The organism is Amycolatopsis sp. NPDC059235 (assembly GCF_042754125.1).
Taxonomy (GTDB): domain Bacteria; phylum Actinomycetota; class Actinomycetes; order Mycobacteriales; family Pseudonocardiaceae; genus Amycolatopsis; species Amycolatopsis albidoflava.
In genome coordinates this window covers 140,174-162,098 of sequence record NZ_JBHZAG010000003.1, presented here as the reverse complement: position 1 = coordinate 162,098, position 21,925 = coordinate 140,174, and the positions used below count along the sequence as shown (strand labels likewise).

Annotated in this window: 15 protein-coding genes; 9 read left to right on the top strand and 6 right to left on the bottom strand. The window is 67.0% G+C overall.

What is annotated here, in order from left to right:
• Nucleotides 1–10: 10 nt before the first annotated feature.
• The gene (locus ACFXI3_RS03170) at nt 11–940 is read right to left on the bottom strand and encodes a TIGR03621 family F420-dependent LLM class oxidoreductase (protein ID WP_378397711.1); all 930 of its coding nucleotides are present in this window, start codon (nt 938–940) and stop codon (nt 11–13) included.
• 48 nt (nt 941–988) lie between these two features.
• Between ACFXI3_RS03170 and aroA the strand changes: the two genes are divergently transcribed.
• From aroA to ACFXI3_RS03125, 9 genes are all read left to right on the top strand, one after another.
• Nucleotides 989–4,108, top strand: a complete 3,120-nt coding sequence (gene aroA / locus ACFXI3_RS03165; RefSeq protein WP_378397709.1) for a 3-phosphoshikimate 1-carboxyvinyltransferase — start codon at nt 989–991, stop codon at nt 4,106–4,108.
• On the top strand, nt 4,105–5,265 hold the full coding sequence (locus tag ACFXI3_RS03160; protein ID WP_378397708.1) for an acyl-CoA dehydrogenase family protein: 1,161 nt from the start codon (nt 4,105–4,107) through the stop codon (nt 5,263–5,265). Before aroA ends, ACFXI3_RS03160 begins: the two co-directional genes overlap by 4 nt.
• Entirely contained in the window at nt 5,262–6,092 is an 831-nt protein-coding gene (locus tag ACFXI3_RS03155) for an SDR family oxidoreductase (protein ID WP_378397706.1), read from the top strand. Before ACFXI3_RS03160 ends, ACFXI3_RS03155 begins: the two co-directional genes overlap by 4 nt.
• Nucleotides 6,086–8,131 (top strand): FAD-dependent oxidoreductase, encoded by a 2,046-nt coding sequence (locus tag ACFXI3_RS03150; RefSeq protein ID WP_378397704.1) that lies wholly within the window; start codon nt 6,086–6,088, stop codon nt 8,129–8,131. The genes ACFXI3_RS03155 and ACFXI3_RS03150 overlap by 7 nt, the downstream gene beginning before the upstream one ends.
• A gap of 16 nt (nt 8,132–8,147) precedes the next feature.
• Nucleotides 8,148–9,413 (top strand): 3-deoxy-7-phosphoheptulonate synthase, encoded by a 1,266-nt coding sequence (locus ACFXI3_RS03145; RefSeq protein WP_378397702.1) that lies wholly within the window; start codon nt 8,148–8,150, stop codon nt 9,411–9,413.
• Nucleotides 9,410–10,642, top strand: coding sequence for a beta-ketoacyl-[acyl-carrier-protein] synthase family protein (locus tag ACFXI3_RS03140; RefSeq protein ID WP_378397701.1), 1,233 nt, complete (start codon nt 9,410–9,412; stop codon nt 10,640–10,642). The genes ACFXI3_RS03145 and ACFXI3_RS03140 overlap by 4 nt, the downstream gene beginning before the upstream one ends.
• 727 nt (nt 10,643–11,369) lie before the next feature.
• Complete coding sequence (locus ACFXI3_RS03135; protein ID WP_378397699.1) at nt 11,370–12,587, top strand: methyltransferase domain-containing protein; 1,218 nt, start codon at nt 11,370–11,372, stop codon at nt 12,585–12,587.
• 88 nt (nt 12,588–12,675) lie between these two features.
• Nucleotides 12,676–13,836 (top strand): P450-derived glycosyltransferase activator, encoded by a 1,161-nt coding sequence (locus tag ACFXI3_RS03130; RefSeq protein ID WP_378397697.1) that lies wholly within the window; start codon nt 12,676–12,678, stop codon nt 13,834–13,836.
• A 28-nt stretch (nt 13,837–13,864) separates the two neighbouring features.
• On the top strand, nt 13,865–15,133 hold the full coding sequence (locus ACFXI3_RS03125; RefSeq protein WP_378397696.1) for an activator-dependent family glycosyltransferase: 1,269 nt from the start codon (nt 13,865–13,867) through the stop codon (nt 15,131–15,133).
• Here ACFXI3_RS03125 and ACFXI3_RS03120 read toward each other — a convergent pair.
• From ACFXI3_RS03120 to ACFXI3_RS03100, 5 genes are all read right to left on the bottom strand, one after another.
• Nucleotides 15,130–16,758: an FAD-binding dehydrogenase gene (locus ACFXI3_RS03120; RefSeq protein WP_378397695.1), complete on the bottom strand. Its 1,629-nt coding sequence runs from the start codon at nt 16,756–16,758 to the stop codon at nt 15,130–15,132. The two genes, ACFXI3_RS03125 and ACFXI3_RS03120, sit on opposite strands and share 4 nt — an antisense overlap.
• Nucleotides 16,759–16,832: 74 nt before the next feature.
• Nucleotides 16,833–18,086, bottom strand: a complete 1,254-nt coding sequence (locus ACFXI3_RS03115) for a cytochrome P450 (RefSeq protein WP_378397694.1) — start codon at nt 18,084–18,086, stop codon at nt 16,833–16,835.
• A gap of 4 nt (nt 18,087–18,090) precedes the next feature.
• On the bottom strand, nt 18,091–19,263 hold the full coding sequence (locus ACFXI3_RS03110) for a DUF3419 family protein (RefSeq protein WP_378397692.1): 1,173 nt from the start codon (nt 19,261–19,263) through the stop codon (nt 18,091–18,093).
• A 21-nt stretch (nt 19,264–19,284) separates the two neighbouring features.
• Nucleotides 19,285–20,412, bottom strand: a complete 1,128-nt coding sequence (locus tag ACFXI3_RS03105; RefSeq protein WP_378397691.1) for a Glu/Leu/Phe/Val dehydrogenase dimerization domain-containing protein — start codon at nt 20,410–20,412, stop codon at nt 19,285–19,287.
• A gap of 27 nt (nt 20,413–20,439) precedes the next feature.
• Nucleotides 20,440–21,855, bottom strand: coding sequence for a flavin monoamine oxidase family protein (locus ACFXI3_RS03100; RefSeq protein ID WP_378397690.1), 1,416 nt, complete (start codon nt 21,853–21,855; stop codon nt 20,440–20,442).
• Between the last annotated feature and the right edge of the window lie 70 nt (nt 21,856–21,925).

Below are 21,925 nucleotides of genomic sequence, written 5' to 3'. Positions count from 1 at the left end.
CCGGACGCCGTCATCGTCCCGTCATGTGCTCGACGACAGGAGCGAAGGACTCCATCGACGCGGCTGGCACGACCCAATAGGTGAAACCGAACTGATCCCTCCATTGCTCAAGCTGTGCGCAGATCTCTTCGGCCGAGCCGAACAGCAACGCGGGAGAGGTTGCGATCTCCTCGGCATTGAGGGGCGTGTGCCGGGTCAGGGTCTCGATCATTTCCTGCCGGTCGGGCACGATTTGACACACTGCCAGAAGGCACTGGAACTCCAGCTTCGCCAACCGGTCGCCTGCCGCGTCCCTGACCCAGGCGACCCGTTGTTCGAACGATTCCGCAGTGATCGACCTCGCGGTTTCATTGTCCCGCGTGCCTGACCGCATGCTGGCGTTGAAACCGACGATGTCCGCTTTTTCGGCTGCCAGGGACAGCACCTTTCGCCCGCCGCCGCCGATCGTCAGCGACGGGCACCGGAACTCGTTTGTCGCGGGTATGCCCACGCTGGCTTCGACCGTATAGTGCTTTCCGTTCATTCGGACCTGACCGGTCGTCCATAGTTCCTTCATGAGCTGCACACTTTCGGTGAGCCGCTCGATGCGTACACCGGGCCGGTCGAACTTGATGCCAAGGCGGTCGTATTCTTCCTGCTGCCACCCGGCGCCGAGGCCGAACTCGATTCGATCGCCGCTGGCCGAATTCAGTGCGGCGATCTCCTTTGCGAGCATTGTCGGCTCGCGAAAGTCGTTGTTGCACACAAGCGTGCCGACTTTGAGCGAGGTTGTCGCCTCGGCGGCGAGCGTCATGCCAACGAGTGGCGGAAAGTGATCATTTAGATGATCCGGTATGAGGATGCTGGAATAACCAAGTCGTTCCGCGCGGCGTGCAATGTTACGCCACTCGCTTCCGGACTTCGCATTCCTGACTTGCGCGGCGAATCGTATTGGGTGCATTGGGAAATGCTATCAGATCGGCCTGGCCGCGGCGCTGGCGAGTTTAGGGTGCCGACTGACGCGGCGCTCGCATCGTCCTTACGATGCGGTTGCATCGCGTGCATATTTATTCGTGTTGACAAAGAGGAGGGCGATGGGCATGGTGGACGGTGTTCGCGGGCATTTCCAGCTGGTGCTCAGAAGAAATCGTTCGCAAATACGCCGGTGGTTGAAGAAACCTCGATCAGGGGGTCAGGTGCAATGCGGCTGTTCGTCTCTTCTCCGCCTCGTCCGCTGTCTGGTGACATTTGGGTTCCCGGCTCGAAATACCACGAGCATCGCGCACTTGTACTTGCCTCGCTTGCCGACGGCGTCAGTCGCGTGACTGGGCTCAGCAACGCCCGTCACACCGCGTTTACCCGGGCGGTGCTGGGTGCGCTCGGCACACGCGTCGCGCCCACCGCGGACGGGGTCGAGGTCACCGGAGGGGCGTATCGCGTCCGCCGGACGCGGGTGTCGGTCGGAAGTTCCGGCACCACGCTGTACTTCATGCTCGGTCTGGCCTCGCTCGCCGACCGCCCGGTGACGTTCATCGGCCAGAAGTACTTCCGGCGTCGCCCGATCCGGCCGCTGCTGAGCGCGCTGCACTCGATGGGTGTCCGGTTCGACTCCGCCGGAGGATTGCTTCCCATCACCGTCTATCCCGGTCGGCCCACGGGTGGCAGGATCCGGATCGCTGGCACGTTGTCCCAATGGGTGTCGGGATTGCTGCTGTTGGCTCCCTTCGCGACCTCCACGACGGTGGTCGAGGTCGAAGGAGTGCTGAACGAGAAGCCTTACGTCGATCTGACTATCGCGCTGATGGCTGAGTTCGGGTTGACAGTGCACGCATCCGCGGATGCGCGCCGGTTCGAGATCGAACCCGGGCAATCGGCACGGCCCGCGGAGGTCGAGCTGCCGCCTGACCTCGGCTCAGCGGCGTTCGGGCTCGGCGCCGCGGCGCTGCACGAGTCGTCGGTGCTGTTCCGGGGACTGCATTCTGTCGACCCGGCCGAAATCGACCATCCAGAGTCGGATTTCCTCTCCGCACTGGAGCTCATGGGATTGGACATGCGGCTGGATCACGGAGCCGGCGGCATCCGGGTCCAGCACGACGGGAGTCCATTGGATCCATTCACCCTGGACTGCCGGGACATCCCCGACATGGTGCCGGTCCTGGCGGCGCTCGCGACTTTCGCTTCCGGGACTTCGACGCTGGCGAACGTCGCGCACGCGCGGCTCAAGGAGTCCGATCGTGTCGCGGCCATGACCCAACTGAACAAGATGGGGGCCAGGCTGGGGCTGGACGGTGATCGGCTCACGGTGCGCGGCGCCGGCCGGCTGTACGGTGCCGAGCTGTCTTCGTTCAACGACCACCGGATCGTGATGGCGCTCGCGGTGGCCGCCAGCCGTGCTCGGGGCAGGAGCTCGATCAAGAACGCCGAGGCGCATCGCCTTTCCTACCCAGGCTTTGTGACAGATCTCAGCGGCATCGGCATGCCGATTTCACTCGGTCCTCCCTCCGCGGAGCCGGCTAAGCCGAGCGCTCCCGTCCGAGGGGCGACCATCGTGGGGCGAGTGGCCGAGCTGGCCGCTCGGAATCCGCACGGACCGGCGATTTTCGAGGTGCAAGGGGCCACGGACCGCCGGACGGACTGGGCGGAGCTCGACAGCCAGGCCCGGCGGATCGCCGCGTTTCTTCGGTCGGCGGGGGTGGGCGTCGGCGACCGGGTAGCCTATCAATTGCCGAACACGAGCGAGTTCGTGGCGGTCACGCTGGCCACGTTGCGCGTCGGCGGGATCTGCGTCCCCCTCATGCCGATCTTCCGGCGGCGGGAGCAGGAGCTGACCCTGCGACAGGCGCGTGCGAAGGTTCTGTTCATCCCGGACCGGTTTCGTGGCAGGGACTACCGCGCCGAAATCCGCGAGCTGCCCGATACGGTTCCTCTGGAGCACGTGATCGTTGCGGGGGAAGTCGGCGATGCGCCTGAGGACGGCGCCGCGCAGGCTTGGCACTGCTTGGGCGATCTTCTGCAGGCGCCGGTTCGCGATGTCCCGGTCGCTGCCTCAGGAGAGCTCAGCGCGCAATTGTTGTTCACCTCCGGCACGACTGGCGAGCCGAAGGGAGTGCTGCATCGGCACCGGTCGCTGGACCTCGCTGCCGAGGCCCAGATTCGCAGGCTCGGCTTAGGTCCGGACGACGTGGTGTATGTGCCTTCCCCGATGGCGCATCAGACGGGGTTTCTTTACGGCATGTGGCTGGCAGTGACGTTGGGCGTGCCGCAAGTGTTGCAGGCTGAGTGGGACGCCGGTTCGGCGGCCGATGCCATCGAGCGGCGCGGGGTGACCTTCGTGCAGGCGGCGACGCCGTTTCTGTCTGACCTCGTCGCCGAGTCGCGGCGGGTCCGGCGGACTGGGCCGCGAACGTTCGTGGCCACCGGAGCGGCGGTCCCGAGAAAACTGGCCGTAGAGGCCCACGAGCTGTGGCACACCGCGGTGGGCGGCGCCTTCGGCACCACCGAGACATGCCTTGGCACCTCATTTGGGGCGGGCGACCCCCCGCACAAACAGTGGGGGACTGACGGCAAAGCGCTGGAGAAGGTGGAGCTGCGCATTGTCGACGACGAGAGTGCCAGGCTCGGGCCCGGCTGCGAGGGGAACCTCGAAGTGCGCAGCGAAACCATGTTCGAAGGCTACTTCGAGCGGCCTGACCTGACGGAGGCCGCGTTCACCGCCGACGGCTGGTACCGCACCGGCGATCTCGCGGTGCTCGACGACGACGGGCACCTTCGGCTCACCGGCCGCGCCAAGGACATCATCAACCGCGGCGGCGAGAAAGTACCGGTCGCCGAGGTCGAACAGCTGCTGCACGAACACCCCGCGGTCGCGGAGGCCGCAGTGGTGGCTATGCCGGACGACCGGCTAGGCGAGCGTGGCTGTGCGTTCGTGGCTCCGCGACCAGACGCCGAGTTCGGCTTCGCGGCGATGCAGACGTTCCTTGCCGCCCGCGGGCTGACGGTCAACTACTGGCCCGAACGGCTGGAGCTCCTTGACGCACTTCCTCGCAACGCCGTCGGCAAGGTCCAGAAGGCAGAGCTGCGGGCACGGATCAAGGCGATCCTCCGCACCGGAAAGGAGGCCGTTCTGTGAGCGACGCGCCTTTGCAAGAGCTGGCTTTCCTCGCGCTCGAGGCTGAGATAGAAGAGTTCGTGACCGGCCTTGGCGAGAGCTACGCCGAGCGCATCGAACGGTCCGGCGAAGTGCCTGCCGACCTGTACGGGGAACTGCGCACGCGGGGGTATCTGGGCCTGGCCGCACCGGTCGAACTCGGCGGACGGGGCGTCCCGTTCCAGAGGTATCTGCGGCTCCTCGAGATCTTCTCGCGATCGCACGGGTCGATCCGCATGCTCGTGCACGTCGCCAACGGGATCTGGCGTGCTGTCGATCAAGTCGCCACTCCCGAACAGCGGGAGCGGTTCGTCGTTCCGGCAGTGCGCGGGGATCTCCGGCTTTCTTTCGCGCTGACCGAACCCGCTGCGGGGACTGGGGCGGATTTGCGTTCGGTGGTGGCCCGAGAGGGGGAGCACTATCTGCTGACCGGCGAAAAGCATCTGATCACCTTCGGCGTGAGCTGCGACTACTGGCTTGTTTTCGCCAGGATCGCCGGCACGAAAGGAAAGACGGGCACCGTGGCCCTCTTGGTCGCGCGGGACACGCCCGGTGTGCTCGTGACCGAGATGGCGCCGACCATGGGGGTACGGGGGACCGACCACGCGCAGCTCGTGTTCGACCGGGCACGGGTGCCGGTCTCGAACCGGATCGGCGAGGAAGGACGTGGGCTCGACGTCGCGCTGGGCGGATTCCTGGTCCCGAGCCGCATCTCCGTCGCGATGAGCTGTGTCGGACTGGCACGGCGTGCACACGAGCTCGCCGTCGGTTATGCCCGCGAGCGGAAGACCTTCGGCAGGAAGCTCGCCGACAGGCAGGCCATCCGGTTCATGCTTGCCGAGAACGCCACTGACATCGAGGCTGCCCGCCAGCTCGTTCTGCACGCAGGGCGGCGATGGCAGGCCGGCGACGCGGACGCGCCGGTTCTCTCGTCAATGGCCAAACTCAACGCGGTCGACGCTCTGACCCGGGTGAGCGACCGCTCGTTGCAGGTCCACGGCGGCCTCGGCTACTGGCAATCGAGCCCCATCGAACGTGTTTACCGTGACGCCCGCGCCCAACGGTTCGAAGAAGGCACCAACGAGATCCAGAAGACGGTGATCGCACGCGCGACACTGGAAGGAGGACGGCAGGCATGAACAGATTCGCAGGCAAGGTCGCATTGATCACCGGAAGTTCCCGGGGGATCGGGCAAGCAGTGGCATGGACGTTGGCCTCCGAAGCCGGCGTTGTCGTCGTCAACTACAAACGCGACGAAGCGCGTGCGGCGAAAACACTGCGCGAGGTGGAACGCCTGGGCGGCAAGGGCATCGCTGTCCAGGCCGATGTCGAGGATCCGGAGCACATCGACCGGCTCTTCGACCGGGTCGCGCGAGAATACGGGCAGCTCGACTATTTCGTGTCGAACGCGGCCGCGAGCGCGTTCAAGAAGATCGAGGATCTGAAGCCCCACCACGTGGACCGGACACACGCGATGAACGTCCGGGCTTTCGTGCTCGGCGCACAGCGTGCGGTGCAGCTCATGCCGGCCGGCGGGCGGATCGTCGCACTGAGCAGCTACGGCAGCATCCGGGCTTATCCGACCTACGCCGCGCTAGGTGCGGCGAAGGCCGCGCTGGAGACTTGGGTCCGGTACATGGCTGTCGAATTCGCGCACCGGAAAATCAATGTGAACGCGGTGAACGGCGGCATCATCGACACCGAATCAGCGGACTTCTTCTACCGGGTTCCCGGGATGCCTCCGCTGGCCGACGTGCTGGCGAAGGTACCGAAGGCACGGGCGGGGACAGCGCACGAGGTCGCCGACGCTGTTGCGTTCTTGCTGTCGCCACAGTCGGAGTACATCACTGGGCAGAGCCTTGTAGTGGACGGAGGCCTCAGCGTGACGGCACCGCCGTTCTACTCGGATGCGCGGCCGCCGCTCGCGCTCACGTCCGCTGCGGACGCTGCGGACACCGCATGCTGAACGCGGTTTTCCGTCGCGGGCGGATCGGTGATCTGGAGCTGCCGAACCGAATCATCATGGGTTCCATGCACCTCGGCCTAGAGGCCGACGACGACGGCACTGCGCTCGCCGCCTTCTATGCCGAGCGGGCCCGCGGCGGCGCCGGTCTGATGGTCACCGGGGGATGGGCGGTCAACCCGGCAGGGCTTGGCGGTCCAGACTACGGATTGATCGGTACGGACGCTGGGCTGCATGCGCTCGACGCTGTCACGACTGCGGTCGGGCGGGCCGGCGGAGCGATCGCGCTGCAGCTCTTCCACGCGGGGCGGTACGCGTCGCCGAACCGCTACGGCGAAAATGCCGTCGCTCCGTCCGCGGTGCCGAGCCGGTTCTCCGCGGCGCCTCCCCGAGAACTGACCGAAGCCGAGATCTGGTCCGCCATCGACGATTTCGCGGCTGCCGCGAAGCACGCGCGGGCCGTTGGTTTCAACGCGGTCGAGATCATGGGCGCGGAAGGCTATCTGCTCAACCAGTTCACGTCCCCGCTGACCAACCACCGGACTGACCGCTGGGGAGGCGACAGCTATCGGCGTGGCCGGTTCGGGGTCGAGGTCGTCCGGGCGGTCCGACGTGTTCTTGGCCCAGGTTTTCCGATCGTATTCCGGTTTTCGGCTGACGATCTGATGGCCGGCTCCAGCACTTGGCCGGACACAGTCGACTATGCCCGCAGGTTTGTCGCGGCGGGCGCGGACGCATTGAACGTCTCGGTCGGCTGGCACGAGTCCAGGGTGCCGACAGTGCAGTCGGTCGTCCCCGCGGGAGTCTGGGTACGCTGCGCCGTGCGGCTCAAAGCGGCTCTGGGGGACGTGCCGGTGATCGCGAGCAACCGGATCAACCGGGTCGAGCTCGCGGACCGGATCCTGCGCACCGGCAGGGTGGACTTTGTCTCGATGGCGCGCGCATTCCTCGCGGATCCGCACCTGATGCGCAAGGCCGAAGCGGGCAAGGCGAATTCGGTCAACGTCTGCATCGCCTGCAATCAGATGTGTATCGACAGGTCACTGCGAGGCCGCCGGGTGTCGTGCTTGGTGAATCCCAGGGCCGCACGCGAGGCGGAGTTCGACGGGCTCCCGGACAAGACCGTCACAGTCGCGCGCCGGTTCGCCGTCGTCGGCGGCGGCCCCGCCGGATGCGAAGCGGCACTTGCCCTCGCCTCGTTCGGGCACGACGTGATGTTGTTCGAAGCCGCCGGGGAACTGGGCGGCCAGTTCAGGCTGGCCCGGCTGGTGCCGGGCAAAGCCGATTACGGCAGCACTGTCGACTACTTCAAAGCCGAGCTGGCCAGGCTGGGCGTCCAGGTGAGGCTGGGCGTCCGCGTCGAACCACGTGCCGTGGCCGCTCTCGGCGTCTTCGACGGGGTTGTCCTCGCCACCGGATCCCGGCCGCGGCGGAACCCGGTGCGAAACTCCGGGCATCCGCGCGTCCTCGACTATCCCGAAGCATTCCTGTCCGGTGTGGCCGGTGAGCGGATCGCCGTGATCGGGGGAGGCGGGATAGCCCTCGACCTCGCACACTTGCTGACCGCCCGTCCCGGCTCGGGCGACGGTCACGACAGGTTTCTCGCTGATCACGGCTTGCGTGCCGCGCTGCCGGCTCTGCCTTGTTCCGGACCCGAGGTGAGCCTGCTGACCCGGGGACCGAAGTTCGGCGCACGGCTCGGTCCCACTACCCGGTGGGCGTTGCTGGACACGATCCGGCGAGCGGGTGTCGCCTTGATCGCGGACGTCGAGTGCGAGCGGATCGATCCCGGCGGCGTGCGCGTGTCGGGCGGTGCGCTTCCTTCCCGCCTGATCGCGGCGGATTCGATCGTCCTCGCTGCTGGTCAGGAACCCGAGAACTCGCTGGCACCGGTGCTGGACAGCTGTGCGATACCCCATCGGATCGTCGGCGGCGCGCGCGGCACAGGCACGTCCGACGCCGCCAGCGCCATCGAGGACGGTCTGCGCGCCGCATACGAGCTGGCCGGATTCCGCCCGCCGGCCGCCCTGTCCCCGGTGTGACGAGGAGCACGACACGATGATCGAAACAATGGCGGGCACCGCGGCGGGACGGCTCGCCGCGCAACAACCGGCGTGGCCGGACCCCAAGGAGGCGGCCAGTGCCCGCTTGTCGCTCGCGCGCTTGCCCGCGTTGACCACGCCGACGCAGGTCGGCCGTCTCGCTGAGGCACTGCGAGGGGTACAGGCGCGGCAGGGGTTCATCTTGCATGCGGGCGACTGCGCCGAGCCGTTCGGGAGAGAAGCCGTTCGGGCGGCGGGGGAGAAGTACCGGCTCCTCGCGCGGATGGCCACGACGATCAGTACCAAGGTCGGCCTGCCGGTGATCACTCTCGGCCGGATCGGCGGTCAGTTCGCCAAGCCCCGGTCGCGACCGACCGAGATCGTGAACGGTCGCGAGCTGCCGGTGTTCCGCGGTCTGCTGGTCAACTCCCCGGAACCCGATCCGGCGGCGCGAGCCGCGGATCCGGCGCGCCTGCTCACCGGATATCGCACAGCGGCGATGATTCTGGCCGAGCTAGACCGGCTGGCGCAGCTGAGCCGCGCGACGCCGAAGATGTTCGGCAGGACGTTCCGGGCAGCCGGCGGCGGGTGGGCCCATCGTGGGCTGTGGATCAGCCACGAGGCGCTTGTCCTGGATTACGAGCGGCCCTTGGTCCGCGTCGACCCGGCTACCGGGGAGCAGGTTCTCCTGTCGACGCACCTGCCGTGGATCGGTGACCGCACCCGGCAACCGGAGGGTGCGCATGTCGCACTGCTGACCAGGATCGCCAATCCAGTCGCCGTCAAGCTCGGGCCCAGCGCGGAGCCGGCCGAGGTGGAAGACCTGTGTGACCGACTCGACCCGGACGCGCGTCCTGGCCGGTTGACCTTCATCTGCCGGATGGGTTCCAGCGAGGTACGCCGCCGGCTCTCGCCGCTGGTGCGCGCGGTGCGCCGAGCGGGCCACCCGGTGATCTGGGTGTGCGATCCCATGCACGGCAACACCCGGAAGACCGTGAGCGGACGGAAGACGCGGCATTGGGCGGACATCCTCGCGGAACTGGACGGCTTCGTCGAAGCGGTGGGCGCCGAAGGCCAGTGGCCGGGCGGAGTGCATCTGGAGGTCACCGGGCAGGACGTCACGGAGTGCTTGGGCCGGTCAGGCCCGGCGGACGGCGAAGGACTGGAGAGGCGCTATGAGTCGCTCTGCGATCCGCGGCTCAACGGGTCGCAGTCCCTGTTGTTCGCCGAGCACGCCGCGGACCGGCTGGCGCCCTTCGGCTCCGGAAAGGAGACGTGGTGAAACGGACAGTGATCACCGGGATGGGCGCGCTCACCCCGGTCGGGCGGGACGTCCGGACCACCTGGCGCGCCCTGCTGGAGGGCCGGTCCGGAATCGGCCCGGTCACATTGTTCGACGCCGCGGACTCGCCGGTCCGGATCGCGGGCGAGATATCAGGTTTCGACCCGGGCTCGCTTTTGCGGCACAAGGTTTCCCGGCGCAGTGCGCGGTTCTCGCAACTCGCGGTCGCCGCTGCCAGGGAGGCGGTCGCCGACGCCCGGTTGGAGATCGGCGAAGGGAACGCTGACCGGGTCGGTGTGGCGATCAACACCGCGGTCGCCGGAATCGTGCCGGCAGAGCAGAACGTCCGGCTGCTCGGCGCACGCGGCGCGCGGGCGGTGAGCCCTATGTTCGTGCCGGGCATGATCCCGAACATGCCCGCCTGCGAAGTGGCGATCGACCTGGGCGTGCACGGCCCGGTCATCGCTGGTTCGCTGGCTTGTGCCAGCGGCAACCACGCGGTGCTCGAGGCAGGCCGCCTCATCCGGGAAGGCGAGGCCGACATCGTTCTCGCAGGCGGCACGGACGCAGCGATCAGCGAGGTCATGTTCGCCGGACTGTCTACGATGGGCGCGCTTTCCCGGCGTAACGACGAGCCGGAGGCGGCGAGCCGCCCCTTCGATCGTGACCGCGACGGATTCGTTTACGGCGAAGGAGCAGTGGTCTTCGTCGTTGAGAGCGAATGTCATGCTGCCGCGCGTGGTGCCGTGCCGTATGCGGAAATCGCGGGTGGCGCGTTGACCAGCGACGCGTTCCATGTCTGCGCGCCCGAGCCTTCCGGGAGGTACGCCGCGGAGGCGCTTCGCCGGTGCCTGCGCCGAAGCGAACTCGAACCAGCAGACCTCGGGTACGTGTGCGCGCACGGGACTTCCACCTTGGCCAACGACCGGATCGAGGCTCGCGTCCTCCGAGAGGTTCTCGGCCCGGCCGCGGGCTCGGTTCCGGTCAGCTCGCCCAAGTCGATGGTGGGACACATGATCGCTGCTGCCGGGGCGTTGTCAGTGCTCGTGTGCGCGCTGGCAATGCGGGACGGCGTCATCCCTCCGACGATCAACCTCGACACGCCGGACCTCGAATGCGAGCTGGAACATGTTCGAGGCAAGCCTCGTGTCACTGCGGTTCGCGCCTCGGTGGCCAACGCCTTCGGCTTCGGCGGACAGAACTGTGTGGTGGCGCTCCGCGCCGTGTGAAACGGCTTGGAAGGGACAGAGAACGTGGAGTCAGTGAGCCCGCGACGCTCGGAGTCTTCGTGTTCGGGTCAAAGGCAGCCCGTGGACGAACGCGGATCCCCTGCGAGTCGCTTCGGTCAGCGAGATCGCCGCGTACTTCGACGAGCCCTTCGTGTCACGGCAGGCCGGCTGCCCGGCCTGCCGCCGGACCGTATCGCGCGGAAACCGCGTCACCACAGGTCCGCGGGGCAGGGCGGGCAACCCGCGTGCGCAGATAGCTGCGTGACATTGCGAGCAGGCCGGCATTCCGGTTTGCCCGCTATGCGCAATCGACCGCGTACAGTCGTGGGCCGCCCCAGCCGAGCTGGACGGCCGGTTGCTTCAGCGGGCGCGGGCACTCGATCCGCCGCGTCGGCCGGTCCTTCGTCTCCGGGCTGGAAAGCCCGCGGGCGTCTTCCGGCCGGTGCCTGGCCGAGCCGTCACCGCTGGCGTCTGCTTACGAGACGAGGGCACATGGCATACCGGTGCGAGGTGCGGTCGTAGTCCATCGCAGGCGGCGAGTCCTTCGCCTGAACCCCGCCAGGTTGCTGTTGGGGCACGCTGGCGGGCCTGATTCGGCTGGTGAGACACCGGACTGCCGCAACGCTCAGGAGCCCTTTGCCCGCTCGCCCGCCCGCCGCCGGAATCGTGCCGCGCCCTGCCCGTCCATGCTGCCTGGCTGATTGCTTTTCAAGGAAGGACAACGGAAATGTACGACTGTCGGATTTGCGGCGGCGTGGTCGCCGAGTTTCTCGATTTCGGCCGTCAGCCGATATCGGATGCGTTCCTGCCTCCTCATCAAGCAGGTGAAACATTCACGTTCCATCTCGTCGTCGGAATCTGCGGGACTTGCGCGATGGTGCAGCAGCGCGACGAGGTTCCGCGAGAGAAGATGTTTCACCAGGAGTATCCCTACCGTTCGTCTGAGTCGGCTTTTATGTCGAGGCATTTCGAGGGGGTCGCCCGGCAGCTGATCGCGACGGAACTCACCGCCGAAGACCCGTTCATAGTGGAGATCGGCAGCAATGACGGCGTGATGCTGAGGACTGTCGGCGAATCCGGCATCCGGCATCTGGGCGTCGACCCGACGGGTGCGGCGGCAGCTGTGGCAGAAAAGGTCGGCGTACGGGTGAGAGTGGACTTCTTCGACGAAGCCCTTGGCGCCGCCATTCTGGCCGAGGACGGTCCCGCCGACGTGATCTTCGCTGCCAACACGTTCAGTCACATCACATACCTCGACTCGATCTTCTGTGGGATCGACAAGCTGCTCGCCGAGAACGGCGTCTTCGTCTTCGAAGAGCGGTACCTGGCCGACATCATCGGCAACAGCGCGTTCGACCAGGTCTACGACGAGCACTTTTACTTGTTCTCGGTCAGGTCCGTGCAGGCTATGGCTTGCAGATTCGGCTTCGAACTTGTCGACGTGACGCACCTGCCGGTGCACGGCGGCACGCTTCGCTACGTCGTCGCCAGGCCCGGCAAGCGCCGGCTAGCCCCCTCGGTCGCGGCGTTCCTCGAGCGGGAGGCCGCGGCCGGGCTTGCCGATCTGGAGACCTTCCGCGCGTTCGCGGCGCGAGTACGGAAGATCCGCGCCGACTTGATGGCATTGCTGCACCGGCTGCGCGACGAAGGGAAGACTGTCGTCGGGTACGGCGCGACCGCCAAGAGCGCGACCGTGACGAGCTACTGCGAGATCACCAGCGACCTGGTGGCCTACACCTGCGATTCCACCCCCGCCAAGCAGGGCCTTCTGATGCCCGGCTCCCGCGTCCCCGTGCGCCCTCCGTCCGCATTCGCCGAGCCGTACCCGGACTACGCGCTGCTGTTCGCGTGGAATCATGCCGAAGAAATCATGAGCAAGGAGAAGGGATTTCATGATTCCGGAGGTAAGTGGATTTTATACGTTCCCGAAGTCCGTGTCGTGTGACTGAATCCCAGGCAGGAGCAGAGACGAGGCCATGCCCACTCATCAGATTGAACCGAACTCCCGTTCCGGCAGCGACCTGATTCAGCACTTGGTCAATGTCCGCAGTGTTCAATGGGCACGTGGCGCCGCCGGCGACCCGTACGCGGTATTGCTGCGCGGCCGGCCGGGCGACCCCGCAGCGCTGTTCTCCGCCGTGCGCGAGCGCGGTTCGTTGTGGCAGAGCCTGACCGGCGCTTGGGTGACAGGGGACCACGTTGTCGGACGTGCGGTTCTCGGCGATCGCCGTTTCGGGAGCGGCTGTCCGGAGCCCTGCGATGAGGACCGGATCTACGTGCTCGGCTCGCCTCTTCCGCTGCAGCACGTTTTCCGGTTCGACAACGCCTTTCTCGGACTCGGTCATGATGAACACGATCGGCTGCGTTCGCGTGCGGCGCCTGCATTCGGCGAAGGCGCGGTCAACAAGCACCGGGCCACAGTGGAGCGGGTGACCGGGGAGGTGCTCGCCGGGCTCGACGGCGGGTTCGACCTGATAACCGATTTCGCCCGGCCGGTAACGAGCGGAACCCTGCGTGTCCTCACGGGTCTGCCGGAGTCCGGCCAGGCACAGCTCACCGAATTCTGCGCAGACGCGGCACCGGTTCTGGACGCCATGCTTTGCCCGCCGACGCTCGATGCCACGCGGCGGCTCGTGGCATCGATCAACGGGCTTCGGCAACTTCTGTCCGCAGTGGACAACTTTGAAGCGGCTACGATGCTCACAGCCGTCCTCGGGGTCGAGGTCGCCGCGACGATGATCTGCGAGACGGTCCGATGCCTGCTCGATCACCCTGACGAGCATGCGCTGCTCCGCAACGGCTCTGCTGCCGTGGGCACCGCTGTGGAAGAAGCGTTGCGGATGCGGCCGCCGATCGCGGTCGAGAGCCGCATCGCAGGCGAGGACGTCGATCTTGCCGGCCGGCGAGTCGAGGCAGGAGACCAGGTCGTCGTCCTCATCGGCGCGGCGAACCGGGACCCTGACGTGTACCGGGAGCCGGACCGTTTCTCGCTCGCCCGGAGCCAGGAGCACCTTTCGCTCGCCGGCGGCCTGCACGCAACATTCGTCGCGCCGCTGGCACGGCTCCAGGCGAGCGTCGCGGTGGGAATGCTGACCGAACGCTTTCCGGGTTTGCGGGCGGCGGGGGACGCAGTGCGCAGGAACCGGGCGGTCGTCATGCGCGGATTTGCGAGTTTCCCTGTTGTACTGACGTGAAACCGAACCATCGGGAACGGAGAAACCTGTGCGTGTGCTCTTTGTGGTTCTGGCCGTCAAAGCTCACCTGTACAACATGGTGCCCCTGGCCTGGGGGCTGCGGGCCGCGGGACACGAGGTCCACATAGCCAGCCATCCCGACCTGGTGCCGGACATCGTCGGCGCCGGGCTCCCGGCGGTCGCGGTCGGCGAGCCGCTCAACCTGGCACAGGCGATTGACCAAGCGGGCAGCGCGAAGTTCAAGAGCGGGCAGTTCCAGAGCCTGTCCCGCGGGATGGCAGCCGAGTACCCGGAGAAGGTGACCTGGGAACATGCGCTGGGAGAGTTCACCGTTGCCCGGGCGCAGTACGAGTATTTCGGGAATTTCGCGATGACCGATGACCTGGTGCGGTACGCCCGCTACTGGCGTCCGGACCTCGTGGTGTGGGACGGGCTGAGTTTCGCGGGACCAGTCGCCGCGAAAGCCTGCGGAGCGGCTCACGCTCGCATGTCGTTCGCACTCGACTACATCACCCGGATGAGACACGACTTCCTGCGCTTGCTCCCGGAACAGCCTTCCGAGTGGCAAGAGGATCCGATGGCTGAGTGGATGTCGGCGAAGCTCTCCCGTTACGACTGCGAGTTCAGCGAGGATGTGTTCACCGGCCAGTGGACAATCGATGTGTTTCCGGAGTGGATGAGGTTTCCGCTGGAGGTGGACTATCTGCGGATGCGGCCCGTCGCGTACAACGGCTCTGTGGCGATCCCGGACTGGCTCAGGCGCGCGCCAGAACGCCCGCGTATCTGTTTTACGCTGGGGTTGTCCGGGCGGGAAGTCATCGGCGACAGCGGCGTCGCGACCGCTGACATCCTGACCGCGCTTGCCTCCCGCGAGGTCGAACTCGTCGCGACCCTCAGCGTTGATCAACTCGGCCCGCTGCCGGGCCTTCCCGGCAACGTGCGGATCGTAGACTACGTGCCGCTCAACGACGTGCTGCCCAGTTGCGCCGCGTTGATCCACCACGGGGGGTCCGGCACCACGAACAACGCACTCCTTCACGGGGTGCCACAGCTGATCATTCCCAGCCGGACGTGGCAGGAAGCTGATCTCGCCACTCTGATTGAGAACCAGGGCGCCGGGCTCGCCGCGCCGCCCGAAGAACTCACAGCCGACGGTCTCGCTGCCTGCATGGACCGGCTGCTGGCCGAGCCCTCGTTCGGCAGGTGCGCTGGAGACCTGCGGAAGGACGTGCTGTCGGCGCCGAGCCCGGCCGAGATCGTCCCGGAGCTGGAGAAGCGGGTCAGCCGAGTCCGCTAGAGCACACTGGCGATCGCCCGGCCGGCCTGGCGACCGGTGAACAGGCATCCGCCTAGGAACGTTCCTTCCAGCGACCGATAGCCGTGCATGCCGCCGCCGCCGAATCCGGTCGCCTCGCCCGCGGCGTACAGGCCGGGCAGGGCCGTACCGCCGGGCCGCAGGACACGGCACCGCAGATCGGTTTCGAGACCGCCGAGTGTCTTCCGGCTGACGATGCTCAGCCGGACCGCGATGAACGGCCCAGACCCGCGACCGGCGAAGCGGTGCGGTGCGGCGACCCGGATCAGCCTGTCTCCCAGGTACCGGCGGGCGTTTCGGATCGCGGTGATCTGGGGGTCGCGCCCGTACCTGGAGTCGATCTGCTGGTCGCGCGCGACGATCTCGGTCCGGATGTCCGCGGCTGACAGCAGTGCCGACCCGGTGACGCGGTTCATGCCCGCCACCAGGTCGTCGAGATTGTCGGCCACGACGAAGTCCTCGCCGTGGCGCATGAACTCCGCCACGGGTCCTGGAGGCCCGGGCAAGGCGCGCCGCAGGGTCAGCTTCACGTCCTTGTTGGTCAGGTCGGGGTTCTGCTCGGAGCCTGACAGCGAGAATTCGCGCTCGATGATCTTCCCGTCGAGCACGAACCAGGAGTAGTCGTAGCCCGTGCGGCGCAGGTGCTCCAGGGTGGCGAGCGTGTCGAAGCCGGGGTAGAGCGGCGCGGGCAGCCTGCGCCCTTTGGCGTCCAGCCAGAGCGACGACGGACCCGGCAGGATCCGGACGCCGTGCGCAGGCCAGACAGGACTCCAGTTGGTCACGCCTTCGACGTAGTGCCACATCCGGTCGCGGTTGACGAGGTTCGCGCCGGCGGCCTCGCTGATTCCCAGCATGCGGCCGTCGACGTGCGCGGGCACTCCGGACAGGATCGTGGCGGGCGGATCGCCGAGACGGGAGGGCCAGTTCGCGCGGACGAGGTCGTGGTTGCCGCCGATGCCGCCCGCGGCCACCAGCACTGCTTGCGCCGACAGTTCGAACTCGCCGACCGGGGTGCGCGAACTGCTTTGGCCACAGGGTGCCGTGCTGGGCTCGAGCAGGACGCCTCGAACCCCCGTGACCGAATGGTCTGTCGTGACGAGTTCGTCGACTCTGTGCCGAAATCGCAGGTTGATCCGGCCGCGTTCGGCGGCCTCGCGCACACGTCGCACGAACGGTTCGACAACCGCCGGCCCGGTGCCCCAGGTGACATGAAACCGGGGTACTGAGTTTCCGGCGCGCTCGGCCCAGCCGACGATCGGGAAGAAACGCAGCCCATGCTCTTTCAGCCAAGCGCGTTTTTCCCCGGCCGCGAACTCGACATACGCGCGTGCCCACTGCCTCGGCCAGTTGTCCTCAGGCCGGTCGAATCCGGCAAAAGCCTGCCAGTCGTCCCAGGCGAGGTCCACTGAGTCGCGCACGCCGAGTCGTCGCTGCTCGGGGCTGCCGACGAGGAACAGGCCGCCGAAAGACCAGAACGCCTGCCCGCCTAGGGACGACTCCTGCTCGACGAGCAGGACCTCTTTGCCGGCGTCGGCCAGCTCAGCGGCGGCGACCAGGCCAGCGAGTCCCGCTCCCACCACGATCACGTCTGCTGTTTCCGCGGCCATCCGCACCTCCGAGCGGGCCAGCTGCTGGGATCGACAGCGGACCGCAGGGAGACCGCCAAGCGAGACAATCGCAGCTATCCGAAGCTACAGGGTAGCCGCTTCACCCCGTTGAGAAAGCTCGACCGCAGCCGGTCCGGCTCGCCGTCGGCGTGGATGTCCGGTACCCGGGAGAGCAATTCCCGCATCAGCAGGGTGATCTCGGTTCGGGCAAGCTGGGCGCCCAGGCAGAAGTGTGCTCCAGCCCCGCCGTAGCCGACATGGTGGTTCGGCCGCCGTGTGATGTCGAACCGCTCGGGCTCGTCGAATACACGCTCGTCCCGGTTCGCGGCCCAGTAGAACAGAAGCACCTTGTCGCCGCGCCGGTACTCCCGTTCGCCCATCCGGTAGTCGGAAGCGAGAGTGCGGCGCATCCAGGTCACCGGCGTGGCGAGGCGGACCACCTCCTCCGCCGCGCCGGGGAGATGCAGGTCCAGGTCGGAGCACAGCAGGTCGCGCTGCGCGGGGTTGTCGGTCAGCAGGAGCAGCGCATGGGAAAGCGCGTTCCTGGTTGTCTCGTTGCCGGCGATGGCCAGCAGTGTGAAGAAGGCACCGAGCTGCTGATCCGTGAGCGCTTCGCCGTCGACGTTCGCGTTGACCAGCGCCGAGGTGAGGTCGTCAGCGGGGAAGCGGCGCCGCGCTGCGGCGAGGTCTGCGGCGAGGTCGTGCATGGCCTTGCCCGCGGCGAGCAACCGCTTCGCCTTCTCCTCGGCATCCTCGCCGAGAAGTTCCGGATCGAGGCCGCCGACTATGGTGCTGGTCAGCTCCAGCACCGTAGGGCGGTCCTGTTCGGGGACGCCCAGCATGTCGCAGATGGCCCGCAACGGGAGGGGCGCGGCGACGGTGCTGACGAAGTCGCACGGTCCGGTGTCCTGCAGGTCGTCAACGATTTTCCGGCATGCTTTCTCCACCTGATGCCGGATCCGCTCGAGCACGCGGGGCGCGAACGCACGAGAGACGATGCGCCGGATGTTCGCGTGTTGCGGGTCGTCCATGTTGATCATCGAGCCGAAGTACTCGTTGAACTCCGCGGGCAGGTCTTCTCGGGAAATCGCGCTCGGCGTGGAAGCGAACACCGACGAGTTCCGGCTGGCCGCGGCGACGTCGGCGTGCCGGACGAACGCGTAGTAGCCCGGCCCCGGCGGGATGAGCCCGTAGCTCGCCTCCGCGAAGAAGGCAGGTTCCGGAAGAGCTCGAAGCCGAGCGAACGCTTCGGCTCGTTCGGGCAGCGGTTTCTCCCAGAATTCCATGTCCGAAAGCGAGAAGTCTGTCTGCTCGAAGGGGTCGGCCATTGTGTCAGCTCCTGGTTCCGACGATGTGCGGCAGGTCGGCTACGACGAACGAGAACGCGATGGAGATGTCCGAACGGCGAAGCCGCTCCGCGATGTCGGCGCGTTCTACCGCGAGATCCTTGATCCGGGCAGGGATACGGCGGTCACTGAGGAAATTCCGGTAGCAGAGCCGCCCGCCGGGTTTCGCTGTCCGGACTACTTCTTCGAGGATGCGGTCGAAGTCGTCCGGCGTCGTCCACCCCGCGATGTCGGAGAGGGAGAATTTCGAGTACGTCCCTGCCGGAGTCTCTGCCAGTTCGGCGTCTAGCCTCCGGGTGACCGTTCGGATCGCGTCGAGGTTCTTGCGGACCGTTTCATAGTGCTCGGGCGAAAGGTAGGGCGGGACGGCCCGATCGTCGCGGTACCGGCCAAGCAGCAGGAGTGCGAGCAAGTGGTTGTCGGCCGCGAGATGCCGGCCGAGTGCGTCGCGCAGACGGCTGTTGAGGTAGTCGGCCACCGAACTCTCCCGTTCGATGAAGGCGTAGTAGCTCGGGTCGGGCAGGAGCCTTCTGACCAGCGAGGGCCGGGCCAGCAGGCGCAGCGCGGCACGCCAGCGCGGCGTGTCCCACTCGCGGTCGAAGAACCGCATTTGTTCGTCGATCGAGGTGAATTCGAACATCCGTCGCCTTTTTCCTGGACGCAGGACGCGGATCAGCGGACCGATGTAGCGTGCGTAGAACTGCTCGTGGGCACCGCTGTAGAGGACGCCGCGATCGATCACATGCACGTTCCGGTCCCAGAATTCGCGGGCGTCCTCGCTCAGTGTCGAGCGGATCCGCTGATAGGTCGCGGGGCGATCTTCTCTCGGCCGCAGTCCTATGAACCCGGTGAACTCGAGCCGGTCGAGTTGTCGGATAGCCGCGATCTTCAGCTCCAGCAGATGGTTCTGCAGCGGGTTGGCGTCGACCGACACGACGGCTCCCGGATTGCCGATCAGCAAGTTGAGCGTGCGGCATCCGCTCCCGGTCACCGACAGCACGATGTCGTCGGAACTCAGCTCAAGGCCGGTGATCTCCGACCACGAGTCTTCGTCGCAAGTGCTGTACAGGATGGCGCCCCGGGCAAGCCAGTGCCGTTCGTCAGGCCGGACCCGGTACTCGCCGAGCATGAGCGGATTCCAAGAGAAACGGATGGTCATCTTCGATGTGCTCCCGTCGCTTCAGAAAGTCCGGTCGCGGATCGACGCGAGGTATCGGCGCGCGTGCGACTCTGCTCGGTCACGGACGTAAGTCGCCGCGGTGGCCTCACTCGGGACGCAGGCACGGACCGAGGTCTCGATGCGCCGGAGATACTCGTCCCCGACGCTCTCTACAGTGGATTCGCCGGTGACGAGGAGACCGAAGGCAATCGCCAGGCCAGAGTTGGCGACGAAGTCGGGGAGCACGGTGATGCCGCGGCCTTCGAAGAGACGTTCCGCGCCGACGGTAACCGGATCGTTCGCTCCTTCGACCACGAACCGTACGTCCTGATGCACCGTCTTGGCGTTGCGCTCGGTGAGGCACCTCGCGGTGGCAGCCGGGACCAGGATCTCCGCGGGCAGTTCGCACCAGGACTGGGAGGGCAGCAGCCGGGTGCCTTCGGGCAGTGCGGTTCGGTCGATATCCCCCTGGCCCGCGCGAGCGCCAGCGAGGAACTCGGCGGAAAAACCCTTCGGACGGTAGACGACTCCGTGCACGTCGGACAGGGCGACTACCTTGATTCCCTTGGCGGTGAGTGCTACTGCGGCCGCGTGACCGACATTGCCGAAGCCCTGGACACTGGCCCGGCGACCCGCGAGCGTGTACTGGACGAGGGACGCGGCGGTGTCGAGCGCGTGGGAGAGTCCCACGCCGGTGAGCGCCCCGGAGAAGTCGTTGTCCATCAGCTGCTCGAACCGGAGCCCGTCGGGCAACGCGAGTGTTTTACCGCGCGCACGGGTCTTTTCGGCCACCAACTCGGTTGGGTCCACCCCGGCCGTCCGGTAGATCGATATCACGTCGTCCGGACTGCTCCCGCTGTCGACGCCGACTAGGTATTGGCTGCGCAGAAACGGTTCGAGCGCTCGAGCTGCCCGCTCGATCGCGACCTTGCGGCTGAAACCCGGACGGACCACGACGGCGGATTTGGCACCGCCGAGCGGAATGCCCGCGACGGCGAACTTGAGCGACATCAGCCGAGCCAGGGTGGTCAGCGTTGCTTCCGAAATGCCAGATGCCACGCGGATACCGCCCAGGCACAGCCCGTCGATCACCGATTCCCCTGCGAGATGCACGTCGACCTCGTCGGAACGGAACGTATACCGGAACATGAGTCCTCCTCGGAATCCGATCGGGCTTCAGGCTCGCTTGTCGCTGCTGTCCGGCGGTCGCCTGGCCTGGTTCGTTCCAGCTTGTCGAGCGAGCACCTCTCGCGCAGCGCGATAACCACTGGTGACCGCGCCGTCCATGCAGCCGACCCATTTCTCCGCTGTTTCCGATCCTGCCCAGGAGATCCGGCCGTGGGGCTCGCGCAGCCAGCGGCCGAACGAAGTCAATGCCCCGGGCGTCGGGTGCGGCCCATAGCAGCCGCCAGTCCACTCCTCTGCGGTCCATGACTGCAGGATGAACTCGCGTGGCGTGCGGGCGCGATCGCCGAACCACCGAACGAAACAGTCCAAGACTCGGTCTCGTGCTGTGTCCTTGTCGAGTTCCCACAGCGCACGGGCGCTGTCACCTACCACGAAACCGAGCAGGACGCCGCTGCTTCCCTCAGGCGGCGAGGAGTCGAACGTGGATGTCACCGGGCCGATGGCGCTCGCGACTTGCCCCGACAGCCCGGCTGCCCGCCAGAACGGCGCATCATACCTGGCGAGACATTTGATCGCGGTGCCGTGCGGCAACCGAGCGAGAAGCTGTTCGCGTCCTGCGGGCAAGCGCGGCGAGTACTCGATCCGCGCCGCGGGCATGGCGGGGACCGCGACAATCGCCTGATCTGCGTGCACGGTCAGCCCGTCCGCCATCACCTGCACGCCTTGGTCGTCCTGCGTGACTTTCCGGACGGGGTGGCCGAGCATCGGCGAGTCGGTCAGCGCCGCCGCCACCGCTTCGGCCAGCTCGTAGGCGCCGCCTGAGAACCGGTCTTGTTGCGCGCCGCCGGACGTTGTCACCAGCCGCCGAAGCCCGCCCGCGCTGCGGATTTGCTCCAGCATGTGCAGCAGCGAGATCTCTGCGGGCTCGGTCGCCAGGACTCCCCGCACGGCGACGGTGACAAGAGCCCGCGCACGGCGGGACAGCGCGCTGCGGCGGATCCAGGTCTGCATCGTGATGCCGTCCCATGTTTTCGCGCGCGCGGCGAGCCACGGCTGGCCAAGCGGGACCGTGCGGGCCATCCGGTCCAGTGCCGCCTGCGCGCGCAGGAAACCTGCCGTCGCGAACACTCCGGGAAAAACCCCCAGCTTCGGCTTCCCGTTTCCTCGGACCAGTTCGACCAGATGCTGACCGGAATCAAAGGTGCGGAAGGTTCTTAACCCGAGTTCGGCGGAAAGCGAAAGGATCGCTTCCTGCCCGGGACCGACGAACTGCCCGCCCAGTTCGGCTACGGCACCGTCGCCGAACCGGGCGCTCAGCGTCCGGCCACCGACCCGATGGCGGGCCTCCACCACGCAGACCCGGCAGCCCGCGGTTTCCAGGGTGCGTGCTGCGGCCAGCCCGGCGAGCCCGGCGCCGATCACTACGACGTCGGCTCGGACCGCGGCACCGGATCTTTGCGACACGGCTCTTCCCTTCGTGACCCGGAAACGATGAACGTAGTTTCGCTAGTCGCGGAAGTAATTGTCAATGAAG

Excerpts from the sequence above, each read along its gene's own strand:
- ACFXI3_RS03150 (WP_378397704.1), top strand. The coding sequence starts at position 6,086 with ATGCTGAACGCGGTTTTCCGTCGCGGGCGGATCGGTGATCTGGAGCTG.
- ACFXI3_RS03145 (WP_378397702.1), top strand. The coding sequence starts at position 8,148 with ATGATCGAAACAATGGCGGGCACCGCGGCGGGACGGCTCGCCGCGCAA.
- ACFXI3_RS03135 (WP_378397699.1), top strand. The coding sequence starts at position 11,370 with ATGTACGACTGTCGGATTTGCGGCGGCGTGGTCGCCGAGTTTCTCGAT.
- ACFXI3_RS03155 (WP_378397706.1), top strand. The coding sequence starts at position 5,262 with ATGAACAGATTCGCAGGCAAGGTCGCATTGATCACCGGAAGTTCCCGG.
- ACFXI3_RS03105 (WP_378397691.1), bottom strand. The coding sequence starts at position 20,412 with ATGTTCCGGTATACGTTCCGTTCCGACGAGGTCGACGTGCATCTCGCA.
- ACFXI3_RS03110 (WP_378397692.1), bottom strand. The coding sequence starts at position 19,263 with ATGACCATCCGTTTCTCTTGGAATCCGCTCATGCTCGGCGAGTACCGG.
- ACFXI3_RS03170 (WP_378397711.1), bottom strand. The coding sequence starts at position 940 with ATGCACCCAATACGATTCGCCGCGCAAGTCAGGAATGCGAAGTCCGGA.
- ACFXI3_RS03115 (WP_378397694.1), bottom strand. The coding sequence starts at position 18,086 with ATGGCCGACCCCTTCGAGCAGACAGACTTCTCGCTTTCGGACATGGAA.
- ACFXI3_RS03120 (WP_378397695.1), bottom strand. The coding sequence starts at position 16,758 with ATGGCCGCGGAAACAGCAGACGTGATCGTGGTGGGAGCGGGACTCGCT.